The sequence below is a fragment of the Alcanivorax profundi genome, from assembly GCF_003597125.1.
Taxonomy (GTDB): domain Bacteria; phylum Pseudomonadota; class Gammaproteobacteria; order Pseudomonadales; family Alcanivoracaceae; genus Alcanivorax; species Alcanivorax profundi.
Map to the genome: position 1 here is coordinate 290,554 of NZ_QYYA01000001.1, position 14,892 is coordinate 305,445.

Below are 14,892 nucleotides of genomic sequence, written 5' to 3' on the forward strand. Positions count from 1 at the left end.
ACAGGTATTCGCTGGGCGATTAACCCCTTTTTGCAGATTCAGGAGCTTTCGTGGCGGCAGAAATCGGTCATCTTTCCCTTTGGTTGGCATTGGCAGCGGCCCTGTGTCTGTCTGTGTTCCCCTTGATCGGCGTGCAACGCGATATCGTCGCATGGCAGTGGTACGCCCGCCCGTTAGCCTGGTTACAGTGGCTGGCCATGACGATTGCCATGGTCATGCTGGGCTACTGCTTCTATAACAATGACTTCTCGGTTTCCTATGTTGCCAACCACAGCAATTCGGCCTTGCCGTTAGCTTATCGGCTGTCCGCCATCTGGGGGGGGCACGAAGGCTCGTTGCTGTTGTGGGGCTGGATGCTGGCGGGTTGGGGCGCCATGGTCGGGTTGCTCAGTCGCAGTGTGCCCCTGGTGATGGTGGCTCGGGTGTTGTCCGTGATGGGCATGATTGCGGTGGGTTTCCTGCTGTTCATGCTGCTCACATCCAACCCGTTCGATCGCACCTTGCCCTGGTTTCCCCTTGATGGCGCCGACCTGAATCCGCTGCTGCAAGACCCCGGGCTGATTGTGCACCCGCCCATGCTTTATATGGGGTATGTGGGGTTTTCCGTCGCCTTTGCCTTTGCCATTGCCGGTTTGCTGGCCGGCAACCTGGATCCGGCCTGGGCCCGATGGGCGCGTCCCTGGACAACCGTGGCCTGGTGTTTCCTGACCGTAGGCATCGCGCTGGGTTCCTGGTGGGCCTATTACGAACTGGGTTGGGGTGGCTGGTGGTTCTGGGATCCGGTAGAAAATGCCTCCCTGTTACCCTGGCTGGCCGGGACAGCCCTGATTCATTCGCTGGCGGTCAGTGAAAAGCGCAACATGTTCCGCGCCTGGACGGTGTTGTTGGCGATTATCACTTTTTCCATGAGTTTGCTGGGCACGTTCCTGGTGCGTTCTGGCGTGTTGACCTCGGTGCATGCCTTCGCCAATGACCCGGAACGTGGTGCCTTTATCCTGGGTTTCCTTGTGGTGGTTGCGGGTGGGGGGCTGACGCTGTTCGCCGCACGTGCATCCGCCTTGCGTAGCAATGCCGGTTTCAAACCGTTGTCCCGCGAGGCATTCCTGTTGGGCAATAACCTGCTGCTGCTGACCGCCATGTCCGTCGTGTTGGTGGGGACCATCGCACCGTTGTTTTTTGAATGGATGGATCTGAAGATTTCCATTCGCAGCCCTTACTTCAACGGCTTCTTCGTGCCACTGACGTTCCTGCTGATCCTGCTGCTGATTCCCGGGGTTTTCAGCAACTGGAAGCGTCAGGACAGCGGCATACTGGTCAAGCGTTTGTTGCCGCTGGTGCCGGCTGCCATTGTGGCGGGCTGGTTCGGCGCCCGTATCCCGGAGCCGTCCCCCTGGCAGGGTGTGGTGGCCATCATGCTGGCGTGTTATCTGATCTTTGCCCATGTGGATGATGTGTTGCGTCGGGCGTTGGCCTATCAACAGGGGCTCTTCACCGGGCTGCGAAAGCTTGGCCGCAGTTACTGGGGCATGGTGATTGCTCACTGCGGTTTGGCCGTCATGGTAGCGGGGATCGCCCTGGTGAGTTTTCACGAAGTGGAGCGGGATATCCGCATGGCACCCGGTGACGAGGCAACACTTGGGGACTACCGCTTCGTGTTCGACAGCCTTGACGAATACCGCGGCCCGAACTTCGATGCTACGCGTGGCCACTTCCAGGTCTACTGGCAGGATCAACCCATCGTATTGTTGCACCCGGAGAAGCGTACCTACCATGCTGGCCGGCAGATCATGACTGAAGCGGCAATTGATGCCGGTTTCTGGCGCGACCTGTATGTGGCCATGGGCGAGCCGCTTAAAGGGGGAGAGGCGTGGGCCGTGCGTATCTACTTCAAACCCGGTATCCGCTGGATCTGGTTGGGCGCCCTGATCATGGCTCTGGGTGGTGGGCTGGCGCTGTCCGACAAGCGTTATCGCCGTCAGCGGTTTGCCGATGACAGTGTCCAGCGCGTTTCAGAGCGTGAGCAGCCCGAGCGCGAACAAAAAGGAGCGACCAATGAAGCCTAATTCCCCCTGGGTGTTCCTGCCGCTGCTGGGTTTCATCCTGCTTGCGGTGTTGCTGGCCAGTGGCCTCGGTCGTGATCCGCAAGAGCTGCCTTCGGCACTGGTGGGCAAACCGGTTCCGGCATTCTCTTTGTCGTCATTGTTGACCGAAGAAACCGTTACCGAAGCGTCCCTGACCGGGCGTTGGCAGCTGTTGAATGTGTGGGCGACCTGGTGCCCGACCTGTCATGTCGAGCATCCCTTCCTGTTGGCCCTGGCGGCGCAGGGAGTGCCTATCGCCGGCTTGAACTATAAGGATGAAACACCGGCGGCCCGTCAGTACCTGGCCAATCTCGGCAACCCCTTCACCCATGTGATTGTCGATGCGGATGGCCAGCTGGGTCTGGATCTGGGGGTCTATGGCGCTCCGGAGACATTCCTGATCAATCCGCAGGGCGAGATTGTGCTGCGTCATGCCGGTGATCTGAATGAACGGGTATGGAAGGAGAAGTTCTTGCCTTTGATGCCCGCTGAGCAAAGTGGTCAGGGAGGTGCACAATGAAGCGTTTTTTCCTGTCTGCTCTGCTGGCAAGCTTGCTGCCGGTTGCGGCCCTGGCAGCCATTGATGTTTACCAGTTCGACAATGAACAGCAGGAGCAACGCTTTCGGGTGCTGACCGAAGAGCTGCGTTGCCCCAAGTGCCAGAACCAGAGCATTTCCGATTCTGACGCGGGCATTGCCCAGGATATGCGTACCCGGGTGCACAGCATGATTCTGGAAGGGCGAAGTGACGATGAAATCGTCGACTATTTTGTCTCCCGCTACGGCGACTTTGTCAGCTATCGTCCGCCGGTCAATGCACAGACTTCGGTGCTATGGCTGGTACCGCTGATTCTGCTGGGTGGGGGCGGCCTACTGATCGTTATGTTGCTTCGCCGCGCCAGTGCCAAAGCCAATGATGATGAAGGAGACGCCTCATGATGTGGATAGTCGTGGCGTTGATCATGCTGCTGGTACTGGCGGTCATGCTGTGGTGGCTGTGGCGACAGGAAGCCCGCAAGGCCGGGCGGTCGGTGAGTGGGGCGTTGGGTATTCCCCTGATCGTCGTTGTATTGGCCGCGGCAGGCTATGGTCTGATTGGCTATAACGAACACACCGGCCCCTGGCTGCAGCATCAACAGGATTACCGTGCGGTGGCTCAAGACATCATTGCCGGCAAGCCCCCCACCAAGGCGGCAGCAGATGTGCCGGCCGGGGCGCTGGTGCGGGTGCTGCAGTCCGAGCTCACCCACAATCCTTCCGCCATCGGATGGTACGCGCTGGGCTCACTGTACGACCAACTCGGTGCCCCGGTGCAAAGCGAGGAAGCGGCGCTGAAAGCGGTGGCACTGGCACCGGATGACCCCTCCATGCATTTGCTGTTGGCTCGTTCCCGTATCGAACAGGCCGGCGGCAAGCTGACTGACCCGGCACTGGAAGACATTCGCTGGGTGCTTGACCGTGAACCGGCCCATGATGGTGCCTGGATGTTACTGGCCATGTCTGCCGACCGGGCTGGGCGCTATGACCTTTCCATGCAGGGCTGGGAATCATTATTGAGCCGCCATGGCGAGGGGGAGACAGGCGATTTGCTCCGCAGGGGGCTGGACAATGCCCGTGCACAGAAAGCGCGCCAGGGAGTGTTTGCCTCCATTCGATCCGTGGTTCAGGGGGGAGACCTGCCTGCTGGGGGCACCCTGTTTGTCTATATTCGTGAGGCCGGTTCGCAGGGCCAGCCTTTGGCGGCCCACCGCCAGGTCGTGCCAAGTTTCCCCGCTTCGGTGGTGCTGACGGAGGGGGACTGGCTGCAGGCGTATCCGGACAGCGACGCGGAGCTGGTGATCGGAGCCCGTTATACGCCGGCACCGGGTGCCTCGGTGGATCAGGCTGCCATCAGTGCGGCCCCGGTCCGATTGACGATGCCCCAGACCTCTCCGGCGGCCCTGCAATTGGGGTCGCCGTAATCCGGCTGACTGACCGCTTGCGACCTAGGTCGCAACGGCTGTCCCTTGTGATGAACGGGGCCTCAGGGTAAAGTTGCACCCCTTCGGAGGCCCCCTGATGCCTCTTTTGATCACAGAAAGTTGGAGAATCCTATGCGTGTCATCCTGCTTGGTGCCCCCGGTGCGGGCAAGGGCACCCAGGCGCAGTTCATCAAGGAACAGTTCAATATTCCTCAGATTTCCACCGGTGACATGCTGCGCGCTGCGGTAAAAGCGGGGACTCCGCTGGGCCTGGAAGCCAAGAAAGTGATGGACGCTGGCGGCCTGGTTTCCGACGACATCATTCTGGGTCTGGTCAAGGAGCGTATCGCAGAAGATGACTGCGCCAACGGTTTCCTGTTCGACGGCTTCCCGCGCACCATTCCCCAGGCCCAGGCGCTGGTTGAGCAGGGTGTCGATATCGATTTCGTTGTTGAAATCGACGTGGATGATGAAGAAATCATCGAGCGGCTCAGTGGTCGCCGCGTGCACCCCGCCTCGGGTCGTGTCTACCACGTGAAGTACAATCCGCCGAAAGTCGAAGGCAAGGATGACGAAACCGGTGAAGAGCTGGTGCAGCGTGATGACGATCAGGAAGAGACGGTTCGCAAGCGCCTGGAAGTCTACCAGTCCCAGACCCGTCCTCTGGTGGATTTCTATCAGGACTTGGCCGCCAAGGGCGAGGCCAATGCTCCTGCTTATGTGCGTGTGGCCGGCGTGGGGTCTGTGGATGATATCCGGGATCGAGTGCTCAGTGGTCTGAAAGCCTAAGCTTGCATACTCCGTATTAAAGAAAGGGAAGCTTCGGCTTCCCTTTTTTGTTGCGGTGGGCTGCCTTTTCCCGTTTTCCCGATTGCGTAATGAGACCCAACATTGCTCATACAGACTGGGCTTTGATATTTGCCGGGTGCGGCAATTCACTGTTTTGACTTTGGTTCAGCGTGTCAGTTTGTCGCCCTCTTGTCAGTGTGATGCTCTGACAGCGCGGTTCCATGAGGCGACGGTCACGTTTGCCGGACAGATAAGACTGCCCCATTTGCACTGTTCATGCGCAAATAATATGTCACCTTTCTACCCAAAATAGTTCAACGTTAATTGAATTCAGTTAGTGGCGATTATCCGTCTTTCTTTTCTCTGTTGCCGACAGCCATAAAAGAAAAGGCAAGCGGAAGGTTCATCTCTGCGCAGAATCTTGTAAAAGATGCGCAGTGAGTTGTAGGTCTTGTGCTCAACGGCGCCCCGCATTTTGCTTCCTGCCATTGTTATTAATTAATCCATTGTCGGGATGAGATTCCTGTAACTGACGTTTTTGTCCCCGTCAGGATTTCCCCTTCTTTTTATATGCCTGCATCAATACAAAGACGCTCTTTCTGCACAAGGAAAGGGAATCTTAGGTGTCGGCTATTTCCATTAAGCAATGTTTGGTCGGATAGTGGTGATTTCCTAAACGGAAAGAAAACCCAAAAAAACATGGATTGGACAATCAGCGTCATCAGCGATTTTTTTTGCAAAAAGGGGGAATGCGGACACAAATGAAAAAAGAAATTTTGAATTGGTCAAATAATGTACCAACCGTTTTTTTTTTATGCTATTTTTCCCTTGTCGCAGTAATGATGACAACGCTATAGCTTAGGAGATCGAAAATGGCTCGAGCAAAAAAGGCTGCCGCAAAAAAAACTGCGGCCCGTAAACCAGCAGCAAAAAAGGCGGCAGCACCGAAAGCTCCGGCACTGCCGAAATCTGTTACCAACGCTGAAGGCAAGGTAAAACTGCAGCAGAAGGCTGTGGACCAGGCCCAGAAGAAAGCAGCTCAGGTTGAAGGCAAGCTGGGTAAGCACCGTACCAAGCTTGATACCGAGAACGGTAAGCTCACCAAGCTGCGTGCGGATACAGCAGCCAAGCGTGATAAAGCAAAAGCGAAGCCAACCGCTGCGGCGAAGCGTGCAGTCGATACTGCCCGTGGCAAGATGAACACCCTTCGTCTCAAGCTTCAGGATCTGCGCGGTGAAACCAAGGTTATCCGTGCCGAAATTCAGGCAGCCAAGAAAGTGGTCGCCCGTGAAGTGAAAAAACTGCGTACTGCTGAGCGCAACCTGAAAGCGAAGTTGCGTGATCACGAACGCAAACTGGCGAAAAAAGCCAAAGCTGACCAGAAAAAAGCGGAGCAGAAAGCCAAGGCCGCTGCCAAGCGTGCTGCCGCAAAGGCCAAGCGTGCTGCCAAGAAATCAGCTGCGCCCAAGCGTAAGGCGGCTGCCAAAAAAGCGGCAACCCGAAAAGCGCCAGCCAAGAAAAAAGCCGTAGCCAAGAAAGCGGCTCCGAAAAAAGCAGCAACACGCAAGGCGCCAGCCAAGAAGGCTGCAACCAAGCGTGCACCTGCCAAGAAAAAGCCCTCCTGATCTCTCAGGGGCGTAAGGCAGTCAAAAAACCCGCTTCGGCGGGTTTTTTTATGGTTATCCGGTCCTTTTTTTCTGGAATCACTTTCTGTGGTGCGCAGTGGGGAAGGATATGCGAGTCGTCATCACTGCGCGTCATTGTCCGGGGCACCAAAGGGAGGACGTTAGTTGAGAGGGGGGGCTCCCTGGCTAACCTATTTGTCAGCTTGTCATGATCCCTCGATGCAGCAGAGCGGAAGGGACAGCAGCATTGGGCGGGGAGACATATGACTGGGTCATTGCGGCAAAGAGAAATATCAACAAAAGTAGTTGATAATGATTCGCGTTAGAGTTAGCATCGTTCCCAGAGATTGAGGAATGGCGTTATATGTACGTTTGTATCTGTAAGGGCATCACTGACAACCAAATACGGGAAGCGGTCGAAAACGGCTGCGACAGCCTGCGTGATCTTCGTCGGGAACTTGGGGTTGGAAGTCAGTGCGGAAAATGTGCCCGGCACGCCCGTCAGGAACTGCGTGAGGCCCGTAGCGCAAGCCAGACGTCCTCTTTCTCGCACTCTTCCAATGAAGCTGTGGTCTATTGGCCGCAGCCGGCATAAAAATCGTTCTCATTTCCATAAGCGCTTGTATTGCAAGCGCTTTTCTCTTGTTTGACTTGTCTCTGTCACCTTATTGCTGAACAATGCGGGTTATCCCAAACCCATGTTCACAGGACGGAGATTCCCCATGAAAGGCGACGCCAAGGCCATTGAGTACCTGAACCGGGCACTCGGCAATGAACTGGTAGCGATCAACCAGTACTTTTTGCACGCCAAGATGTACCAGGACTGGGGCCTGCAGGCCCTGTATGAAAAGGAATACCACGAGTCCATCGACGAGATGAAACACGCCGATTGGCTGGTGGAACGCATCCTGTTTCTGGAAGGTATCCCCAACCTGCAGGATCTCGGCAAGCTGATGATTGGCGAGAACACCAAAGAAATGCTCCAGTGCGACCTGAAACTGGAAAGAATGGCCATTCCTGATCTGCGTGAAGGGATTGCCTACATGGAATCCATCCAGGATTACATCAGCCGTGATCTGCTCAAGCGCATCCTGGAATCCGAGGAAGAGCACGTGGATTGGCTGGAAACCCAACTCAATCTGATCGATCTGGTGGGCATCGAAAACTACCTGCAAAAGCAGATGGAAACAGAAGAAGACTGATTGCTGAACTTTTGAGCGATCTGCGCTTGACTCATCGAGGGGCTTTCGGAATAATGCGCAGCCTCTCGGGGCGATACAGCAACGAGATGGAAAAGCGCTGGTAGCTCAGCTGGATAGAGCATCTGGCTACGAACCAGAAGGTCGGGGGTTCGACTCCTCCCCAGCGCGCCATACAAAGAAAGAAGGCACCCAATCGGGTGCCTTTTTTCGTTTTAGCCTGCCGGCATTTTTCTCTCCAAGACTTTTGTTTTATCGCGAATGCTTTTGCCCTGGCACAGAGTCGCTGGCTTGTGCAGGTGAACCCGTTAAACATTTTTTTTCTGCCTGATTGATCAAAACCACCACCCACCCCCTCCAGTCGTCTCATTGCAGATTGTCGACAATGCGCCTACATTGCGCGGAAACCGGCGCTGGCTAAGGGACACTCAAAAGGTGGCCCCGGCCAGATCCACGTTGTGGGTCTGGTCGCTTCGCCGGTTAATCGCCAACGGAACCGTCGAAGGAGTGTTCCATGGACTCATTGATGAACCAGGGCCTGGAGCTCATGCTGGTTGGCATGGGAGTCGTGTTTGTCTTCCTGATCATCCTGGTGGGCGTTACCACCTTGATGTCGGCGCTGGTGCAGCGTTTTGGACAAGCGCCTGTCGCTCCTGAATCGGCCGCGCCGTCTGGGGCAGTTGCCCGCACTGATGTACCGCCGGCAGCCGTCATCAAAGCCATTGAAAGCGCCGTGCGTCAGCATCGGCAGTCCCAGTCATAATCCGGAAATCCCCCATGAGTGATCGAAAGCCACTTGGCATCACCGATGTGGTGCTGCGCGACGCCCACCAGTCCCTGTTTGCCACTCGCATGCGCCTGGACGACATGCTGCCCATTGCTGCAGCGCTGGACGAAATCGGTTTCTGGTCCCTGGAGTCCTGGGGCGGGGCCACCTTTGACGCCTGTATTCGTTATCTGGGGGAAGATCCCTGGGAGCGTATTCGTGAACTGAAAAACGCCATGCCCAAGACCCCGCAGCAAATGCTGTTGCGCGGTCAGAACCTGCTTGGCTACCGTCACTATGCCGATGATGTGGTCGACGCTTTTGTTGAACGCGCTGCCGAAAACGGGGTGGATGTATTCCGTGTGTTCGACGCCATGAATGACATGCGCAATATCGAGCGTGCCATCGCTGCGGTCGTGAAGCAGGGCAAGCACGCCCAGGGCACCATCGCCTACACCGTGAGCCCGGTGCACACCATGGATATGTGGGTCGAGCAGGGCAAGGTGATCGAGCAAATGGGAGCGCACTCCGTTGCGATCAAGGATATGGCTGGCCTGCTGCGTCCTGCGGATGCCTTCGAGCTGGTCACGCGTCTCAAGGCGACCCTGAGCATTCCTGTCCACATGCAGTGCCATGCCACTACGGGGCTGTCCACCGCTACCGCGTTGAAAGCCGCGGAAGCGGGGATCGACAATGTGGATACCGCCATTTCTTCCATGTCGATGACCTACGGCCACAGCCCCACCGAGTCGGTCGTGGCCATGCTGGAAGGCACAGACCGTGACACCGGCCTGGACCTGAAGAAACTGAACAACATTGCCAGCTACTTCCGGGACGTTCGCAAGAAGTACGCAAAATTCGAAGGCAGCCTGCGCGGTGTCGATGCGCGCATCCTGGTCGCACAGGTGCCTGGCGGCATGCTCACCAACATGGAAAGTCAGTTGAAAGAGCAGGGCGCGGCAGACCGTTTTGATGACGTACTGGAAGAAATTCCTGCCGTCCGCAAGGATCTGGGCTATATCCCGCTGGTGACCCCGACGTCCCAGATCGTAGGAACCCAAGCGGTATTGAATGTGCTGTCCGGCGAGCGCTACAAAGTGCTCAGCAAGGAAACCCGCGGTGTGTTGCGTGGGGAATACGGTGCCGCCCCTGCGCCGTTCAACCGCGAGCTGCAGGCCCGTGCCCTGGAAGGCGATGAGCCCGTTACCTGCCGTCCCGGTGACCTGATCGACAACGAGATGGACAGCCTGCGTGACGAAGTCGCCTCGCTGGCGAGCGACAAGGGTTTGCGTCTGGCGGACGGTGAGCGCCGTGATGACGATGTACTGACCTATGCCTTGTTCCCGCAAATCGGTCTGCGATTCCTGGAAAAACGTGGCGATGCCTCCGCCTTTGAGCCGGTGCCCAATGGTCAGGCGCCAGCGGCAGCCAACAGCGAAGGCGTCTATACCGTCGACGTGGATGGCAAGCAGTACACCGTCAAAGTCAGCGACGGTGGCGATGTCACTGGCATCAAGTCGCTGGGTGGCAGCAGCAGCGCGGAAGCGCCTGTGGCGGCGTCCGGCGATCCGGCCAACAGCGTGCCGGTACCGGCTCCGCTGGCCGGCAACATCTTCAAGGTGCTGGTGAAGCCCGGTGACCGGGTGACCGAAGGCCAGAAGATCATGGTGCTGGAAGCCATGAAGATGGAAACCGACGTGTCCACCCCGGAGGCGGGCATCATCACCGAGGTCATGGTGAAGGAAGGCGATGCCGTTAACGTTGGGCAACCCCTGCTGAGTGTGGAGCCGGCCAATGGATAAACTGGAAACCCTCTGGACCAGTACCGGCCTGTACCACATGAGTGGCGGCCAGCTGATCATGATGCTGGTGTGCCTGGGGCTGTTATGGCTGGCGGTACACAAGAAGTTCGAGCCGTTACTGCTGCTGCCGATCGGGTTTGGTGGCATTCTGGCCAACATTCCGGCAGCGGGCCTGGCGGAGTCTGCCATCAGTCAGGCGCTGCACTTTGGCGACCAGGGCCTGATTGCCAGCATGGCACAGGTGATGGGGCTGGACCCGGAAGTGGGCCGTCAGGCGCTCTATAAAGCCTCACAAGCGGTGGGCCCGCTGGTTCACGATCAGTTGCACCACCTTGCGGTGCAGGCCAACTACGGTGACGGGATTCTCTACCTGATCTACACCGTAGGGCTGACCACCGGCATCTTCCCGCTGCTGATCTTCATGGGCGTGGGCGCCATGACCGACTTCGGTCCATTGCTGGCCAACCCGCGTACCCTGTTGCTGGGTGCAGCGGCACAGTTCGGTATTTTTGCTGCCCTGCTGGGGGCGCTGGCACTGAACTGGGTCGGTCTCGACTTCAGCCTTCAGGACGCCGCCGCCATCGGCATCATTGGCGGTGCAGATGGCCCTACCTCCATCTACGTAACCACCAAACTGGCACCTGAGCTGCTTGGGGCCATTGCGGTGGCCGCGTATTCCTACATGGCCCTGGTGCCGATCATTCAGCCGCCGATCATTCGCGCTTTCACCAATGAGAACGAGCGCAAGATCAAGATGGAACAGTTGCGCCCGGTCAGCCAGGTGGAGAAGATCCTGTTCCCGGTCCTGTTGCTGATCCTGGTGGCACTGGTACTGCCTGATGCTGCACCGCTGCTGGGCATGTTCTGCTTCGGCAACCTGATGAAGGAATCCGGTGTAGTCAGCCGTCTGGTGGACACCACCAGCGGGCCGCTGATCAATGTGGTGACTATCATGCTGGGGCTGGCCGTGGGTTCGAAGCTCAGCGCCGAGCAATTCCTGGTCATGGAGACACTGGGGATTCTGGCGTTGGGTCTGGCGGCATTCATGATCGGCACCGCCACCGGTGTCATCATGGGCAAATTGCTTAATCGCTTCAGCCACCACCCGGTGAATCCCATCATCGGGGCGGCGGGGGTGTCCGCTGTGCCCATGGCGGCCCGGGTGGCCAACAAGGTCGGCCTGGAATCCAATCCCCACAACTTCCTGCTCATGCATGCCATGGGCCCGAATGTGGCCGGGGTGATTGGTTCTGCCGTCGCCGCAGGTGTACTGCTTAATTTTGCCGGCTGATTTCAGGGCCGCGTGAGCACCGCGCGCAGCGAGAGTTGTTTCTCGCTGCGCAGGGTTCTCCCTATTCCTTCTGTGCTTCCTGCTGTCTTCGGGAACCCACATCGCTATAGTACGTCGAACAGCCAAACCGTCGACGGAGCGTCGTTTTGCCCCTTTCCCTTCAAGCCCTCACCAACAAGCTATATCAGGTGCGCCACCTGTGGGCGGTCATCAGTTTTGCGTTGGGGTTATCGAGTTATTTCCTGGTGGAGCGCCAGCCCTGGCTCGCCGCCGTGCTCACCGGCTTTCTGGTATTCAGCTGGTTGTTGCTGCTCACCGAGGGGTTGTGGCAACAGCGCTTTGCCGGTACCGCCATGGAAGGGGTGTCCCAGGGGTTTCTCAAACTCATGCTGCAGGCGGTGCATCAGGAAGCCTTTTTCTTCAGCCTGCCGTTTGTGTTGCTGCAGTGGTCAGGTGGGGCGGAATATATCTTCTTCACCACGCTGGTGATCAGTGCGGCGCTGGTGAGCATTATTGATCCGGTCTATTTCTGGTTGGCCCGGCATCGTGCGTTGTATTTTGGCTTCCACGCCTGGGCGTTGTTTGTGGCACTGCTGGTGTTGTTGCCGCTGATTTTCCACTGGAGCACAGACTCCGCTCTTACCTGGGCCGGCTGGCTGACCGCGCTGTTTGCGTTACCCAGCTTCTGGCGTTTCGGTGGACCGCGAAAATGGTTTCGCTGGGCAGGATTGATCGCGGTGTCCTGTGTTATTGCGCTGGCGCCTCGCTGGCTGGCACCGTTGGTCCCGCCATTGACCCTGTCACTGGAAGAGCGGGCCATGGCGCTGTCGTTCAGCCGATCAGAGCGGAAACCGCTGGTGAAAGGTGAGGTCTTCACCAGCGAAGAAGTGGCCCAGGGCCTATACGCTTATACGGCCATCAAGGCACCGCTGGGGCTCGGCCAGGATGTCTATCACTACTGGTTTCATGATGGCGAGCAGGTCGACCGTATTCCCCTCAAGGTGTACGGCGGTCGTGAATCCGGTTTCCGCACCTGGTCTCACAAACGCCACATCCCGGTCCCTTCGCAGGGGCGTTGGCGGGTTGAGGTTCGTACGGAAGACAATCAGATCATTGGCGTCATGCGGTTTTATATTACGCCCTGACATTGCAGGGGCTCTGCAAGCATGCCCCTGCGCGGGATCCTGTCAGGCCGCTTCTTTCAGTACCGGACGTAGCCGCTCCAGCTGACCGGTAACCGACAGATAGGCAGGGGGAAGGTAGCGTACCTTGGCCGGAACCAGTGGCACCAGCCGTTGAATCAGCCGACGTTTGCGTTCAAAGCGGCGTGCCAGTCGCCCGGTCCAATGTACATGCAGTTTGCGGCGCAAGGCATGGGGCAGGGTGGCATAGGTACTAAGCGTAGCGTTTTTGCCAATCTGGCGGTAAAAGCGGGCCCACAGCCAGTCCGGCATCATGCTCAATTGTGGCGGTTTCTTCACTTGCTTCAAGCTCACATCCAGCAGGTAGCGTGCGGTATCGGTATTTTCCAGGCGGGTTTCCACCATAGTGTGGAAGTATTCCCAGAAGGCCGGCACCGTCTGGGGCATGTCCTGATCACGAATCCCCAGCACGCGCCCTTGTTGGACCCACTCATGATACAACTGGGCTTCCTCGCTGGCGGTGAATGGCTTGTCGCCAAACATCCTTTGCGTGGTGACCATGGTGTAGTAGGTGGTCATGTGTACCCACGCATAGGCTTCCGGGTCCAGCGCAAAGTACTTGCGACCTTTCTCGTCTGCGCCCTTGATGTTGCGATGTATTTCCCGCAGGTCACGGCCCGCCTGTGGGGAGCCCTGCTGTCCGCCATACAAAAGTCGAAGTCCCCATTCGGTAGTGCGCTGCAGGCGCCCCCAGGGGTCTTCCTTGAACACGGAATGATCGCCCACACCTGCGCCCACCACGGGGTGTGAAACCTGTAGCAGCAGGGTGGTTCCTGCCATGAGTAATTGCAGATTATCCCCCGCGTGTTTCCAGGCCAGGGAATCGGGCCCCAATGCGATCGGGTCGGCTTTGTTGTTGGTCGTTGTCGCCATGCTGTGCTCCTTCTGCCATTGTCGCAGCGAGACTAAATAGAACGTATGTCTCATATTGTCCGCTCCATGCAGGGCTGAACAAGTGACAGAACACCGATTGTTGTTCACCGTTATCGGCAGGTGAGGGCAGGAGCATTACCACAACGCCGGGCTGAGCTTTTTGGAGTAAAGTGCGGTTGATTGTGAAAAGACAGGGCGCCTCAACGGCCATTCCCGGCAATTACCCCCAAACGAGGAATACACCTTGAACATCAAAAAACGGTGGCTCTATATCGGGCTCGTTGCTGTGATGTCTCCTGCCAGTGCACTGAATGTGGGTGGCTACACGCAGGCAAGAGAAACGGACATTGAGCGGCTGAAGGTGTATATCAGTGGCGTCGGCTCCGGAGTCAAGGCGGCCAATTCCCTTGCTGAACCTGCGTTGTATTGCCAGCCCAATGAACTATCGCTGAAAACGGATAATTATCTGTCCATCATCGATAATCAGATTCGCGACTCAAAAGCGCTTTATCCCTCCCCCGAGGAACAAGAGGACTTCCAGAAGGTGCCGGTGTCTCTGGTGCTGACCTGGGGATTTATGCGGGAGTTTCCCTGCCGTTAATATTGTGTGGCTGCGTTCCTCCTAGCATGCCGCCGAACAGGAAGTGCAGCCATGCTGGTGCATAACGTTTACGACACGAAAAAGGAGCTTTCGTGAAAATCTATGGAGATAGGCAATCCGGGAATTGCTACAAGGTACAGCTGGTATGTCGGCTGCTGGACAGGACTCACGACTGGATCGATGTGGATATCCTGGCGGGGGAGACACGGCATGCGGATTTTTTGGCGATGAACCCCAATGGCAAAATTCCGGTGCTGGATCTGGGTGATGGCATAAGCCTTGGCGAGTCCAATGCCATCATCAATTATCTCGCCTGGGACTCACCACTGTATCCATCTGAACGCCTTGCCCAGGCACGCATCCAGCAGTGGCAGTTCTTTGAACAGTACAGTCACGAACCTTATATCGCTGTCGCGCGCTTCATTAACAAGTACCTTGGGTTACCACCGGAAAAGGCGGACGAATATGCGGCCAAGCAAGCGGGTGGGCACAAGGCGCTGGCGGTGATGGAGGGCCAGTTGCAGCACACCGCTTTCCTGACAGGCGACTGCCTGACGACAGCAGACATCTCGCTGTATGCCTATACCCATGTTGCCCATGAAGGAGGCTTCGATCTGTCGGGTTATCCGGCGATTGAGGCCTGGCTGCGGCGAGTGGCAGAAACACCGAACTTTATCCCCATGGGTGGCTGATCCACTGCGT

The 14,892-nt window shown here is 57.3% G+C and carries 15 protein-coding genes and 1 tRNA gene; 15 read left to right on the forward strand and 1 reads right to left on the reverse strand.

Going from position 1 to position 14,892, the window contains the following annotated elements; translation table 11 throughout:
* The first annotated feature begins 50 nt into the window (after positions 1-50).
* The 13 genes from D4A39_RS01350 (at position 51) to D4A39_RS01410 (ending at position 12,659) form a co-directional block, all read left to right on the forward strand.
* Positions 51-2,063, forward strand: coding sequence for a heme lyase CcmF/NrfE family subunit (locus tag D4A39_RS01350; RefSeq protein ID WP_022984427.1), 2,013 nt, complete (start codon positions 51-53; stop codon positions 2,061-2,063).
* Positions 2,053-2,601 (forward strand): DsbE family thiol:disulfide interchange protein, encoded by a 549-nt coding sequence (locus tag D4A39_RS01355; protein WP_022984428.1) that lies wholly within the window; start codon positions 2,053-2,055, stop codon positions 2,599-2,601. The genes D4A39_RS01350 and D4A39_RS01355 overlap by 11 nt, the downstream gene beginning before the upstream one ends.
* Positions 2,598-3,020 (forward strand): cytochrome c-type biogenesis protein, encoded by a 423-nt coding sequence (locus D4A39_RS01360; RefSeq protein WP_022984429.1) that lies wholly within the window; start codon positions 2,598-2,600, stop codon positions 3,018-3,020. Before D4A39_RS01355 ends, D4A39_RS01360 begins: the two co-directional genes overlap by 4 nt.
* Positions 3,017-4,042: a cytochrome C biogenesis protein gene (locus tag D4A39_RS01365; RefSeq protein WP_119917361.1), complete on the forward strand. Its 1,026-nt coding sequence runs from the start codon at positions 3,017-3,019 to the stop codon at positions 4,040-4,042. Before D4A39_RS01360 ends, D4A39_RS01365 begins: the two co-directional genes overlap by 4 nt.
* A 132-nt stretch (positions 4,043-4,174) precedes the next feature.
* Complete coding sequence (adk, locus tag D4A39_RS01370; RefSeq protein WP_022984431.1) at positions 4,175-4,831, forward strand: adenylate kinase; 657 nt, start codon at positions 4,175-4,177, stop codon at positions 4,829-4,831.
* Between the two features lie 872 nt (positions 4,832-5,703).
* Positions 5,704-6,456, forward strand: coding sequence for a hypothetical protein (locus D4A39_RS01375; RefSeq protein WP_022984432.1), 753 nt, complete (start codon positions 5,704-5,706; stop codon positions 6,454-6,456).
* A gap of 364 nt (positions 6,457-6,820) precedes the next feature.
* The gene (locus D4A39_RS01380) at positions 6,821-7,051 is read left to right on the forward strand and encodes a bacterioferritin-associated ferredoxin (RefSeq protein WP_081703600.1); all 231 of its coding nucleotides are present in this window, start codon (positions 6,821-6,823) and stop codon (positions 7,049-7,051) included.
* A 127-nt stretch (positions 7,052-7,178) separates the two neighbouring features.
* Positions 7,179-7,658, forward strand: coding sequence for a bacterioferritin (gene bfr, locus D4A39_RS01385; protein WP_022984433.1), 480 nt, complete (start codon positions 7,179-7,181; stop codon positions 7,656-7,658).
* Between the two features lie 94 nt (positions 7,659-7,752).
* Positions 7,753-7,829, forward strand: a tRNA-Arg gene (locus D4A39_RS01390).
* A 340-nt stretch (positions 7,830-8,169) separates the two neighbouring features.
* Complete coding sequence (locus D4A39_RS01395; protein ID WP_022984434.1) at positions 8,170-8,418, forward strand: OadG family protein; 249 nt, start codon at positions 8,170-8,172, stop codon at positions 8,416-8,418.
* Positions 8,419-8,432: 14 nt separating this feature from the next.
* Positions 8,433-10,223, forward strand: a complete 1,791-nt coding sequence (gene oadA / locus D4A39_RS01400) for a sodium-extruding oxaloacetate decarboxylase subunit alpha (protein ID WP_119917362.1) — start codon at positions 8,433-8,435, stop codon at positions 10,221-10,223.
* Positions 10,216-11,514 (forward strand): sodium ion-translocating decarboxylase subunit beta, encoded by a 1,299-nt coding sequence (locus D4A39_RS01405; RefSeq protein WP_102792725.1) that lies wholly within the window; start codon positions 10,216-10,218, stop codon positions 11,512-11,514. The genes oadA and D4A39_RS01405 overlap by 8 nt, the downstream gene beginning before the upstream one ends.
* Positions 11,515-11,660: 146 nt before the next feature.
* On the forward strand, positions 11,661-12,659 hold the full coding sequence (locus D4A39_RS01410) for a DUF5924 family protein (protein WP_022984437.1): 999 nt from the start codon (positions 11,661-11,663) through the stop codon (positions 12,657-12,659).
* Between the two features lie 42 nt (positions 12,660-12,701).
* Here D4A39_RS01410 and D4A39_RS01415 read toward each other — a convergent pair whose 3' ends face one another.
* Positions 12,702-13,589, reverse strand: a complete 888-nt coding sequence (locus tag D4A39_RS01415; RefSeq protein ID WP_158586908.1) for an oxygenase MpaB family protein — start codon at positions 13,587-13,589, stop codon at positions 12,702-12,704.
* A gap of 244 nt (positions 13,590-13,833) precedes the next feature.
* On the opposite strand from D4A39_RS01415, the gene D4A39_RS01420 reads away from it, so the two are divergent.
* Both D4A39_RS01420 and D4A39_RS01425 read left to right on the forward strand, forming a co-directional pair.
* Entirely contained in the window at positions 13,834-14,190 is a 357-nt protein-coding gene (locus tag D4A39_RS01420) for a hypothetical protein (RefSeq protein WP_119917364.1), read from the forward strand.
* A 92-nt stretch (positions 14,191-14,282) separates the two neighbouring features.
* The gene (locus D4A39_RS01425; RefSeq protein WP_119917365.1) at positions 14,283-14,882 is read left to right on the forward strand and encodes a glutathione S-transferase family protein; all 600 of its coding nucleotides are present in this window, start codon (positions 14,283-14,285) and stop codon (positions 14,880-14,882) included.
* The last annotated feature ends 10 nt before the right edge of the window (positions 14,883-14,892 follow it).

Coding starts and splice junctions, on each gene's coding strand:
- oadA (WP_119917362.1), top strand. CDS start 8,433: ATGAGTGATCGAAAGCCACTTGGCATCACCGATGTGGTGCTGCGCGAC.
- D4A39_RS01360 (WP_022984429.1), top strand. CDS start 2,598: ATGAAGCGTTTTTTCCTGTCTGCTCTGCTGGCAAGCTTGCTGCCGGTT.
- D4A39_RS01365 (WP_119917361.1), top strand. CDS start 3,017: ATGATGTGGATAGTCGTGGCGTTGATCATGCTGCTGGTACTGGCGGTC.
- D4A39_RS01395 (WP_022984434.1), top strand. CDS start 8,170: ATGGACTCATTGATGAACCAGGGCCTGGAGCTCATGCTGGTTGGCATG.
- bfr (WP_022984433.1), top strand. CDS start 7,179: ATGAAAGGCGACGCCAAGGCCATTGAGTACCTGAACCGGGCACTCGGC.
- D4A39_RS01380 (WP_081703600.1), top strand. CDS start 6,821: ATGTACGTTTGTATCTGTAAGGGCATCACTGACAACCAAATACGGGAA.
- D4A39_RS01355 (WP_022984428.1), top strand. CDS start 2,053: ATGAAGCCTAATTCCCCCTGGGTGTTCCTGCCGCTGCTGGGTTTCATC.
- adk (WP_022984431.1), top strand. CDS start 4,175: ATGCGTGTCATCCTGCTTGGTGCCCCCGGTGCGGGCAAGGGCACCCAG.
- D4A39_RS01415 (WP_158586908.1), bottom strand. CDS start 13,589: ATGGCGACAACGACCAACAACAAAGCCGACCCGATCGCATTGGGGCCC.
- D4A39_RS01405 (WP_102792725.1), top strand. CDS start 10,216: ATGGATAAACTGGAAACCCTCTGGACCAGTACCGGCCTGTACCACATG.
- D4A39_RS01375 (WP_022984432.1), top strand. CDS start 5,704: ATGGCTCGAGCAAAAAAGGCTGCCGCAAAAAAAACTGCGGCCCGTAAA.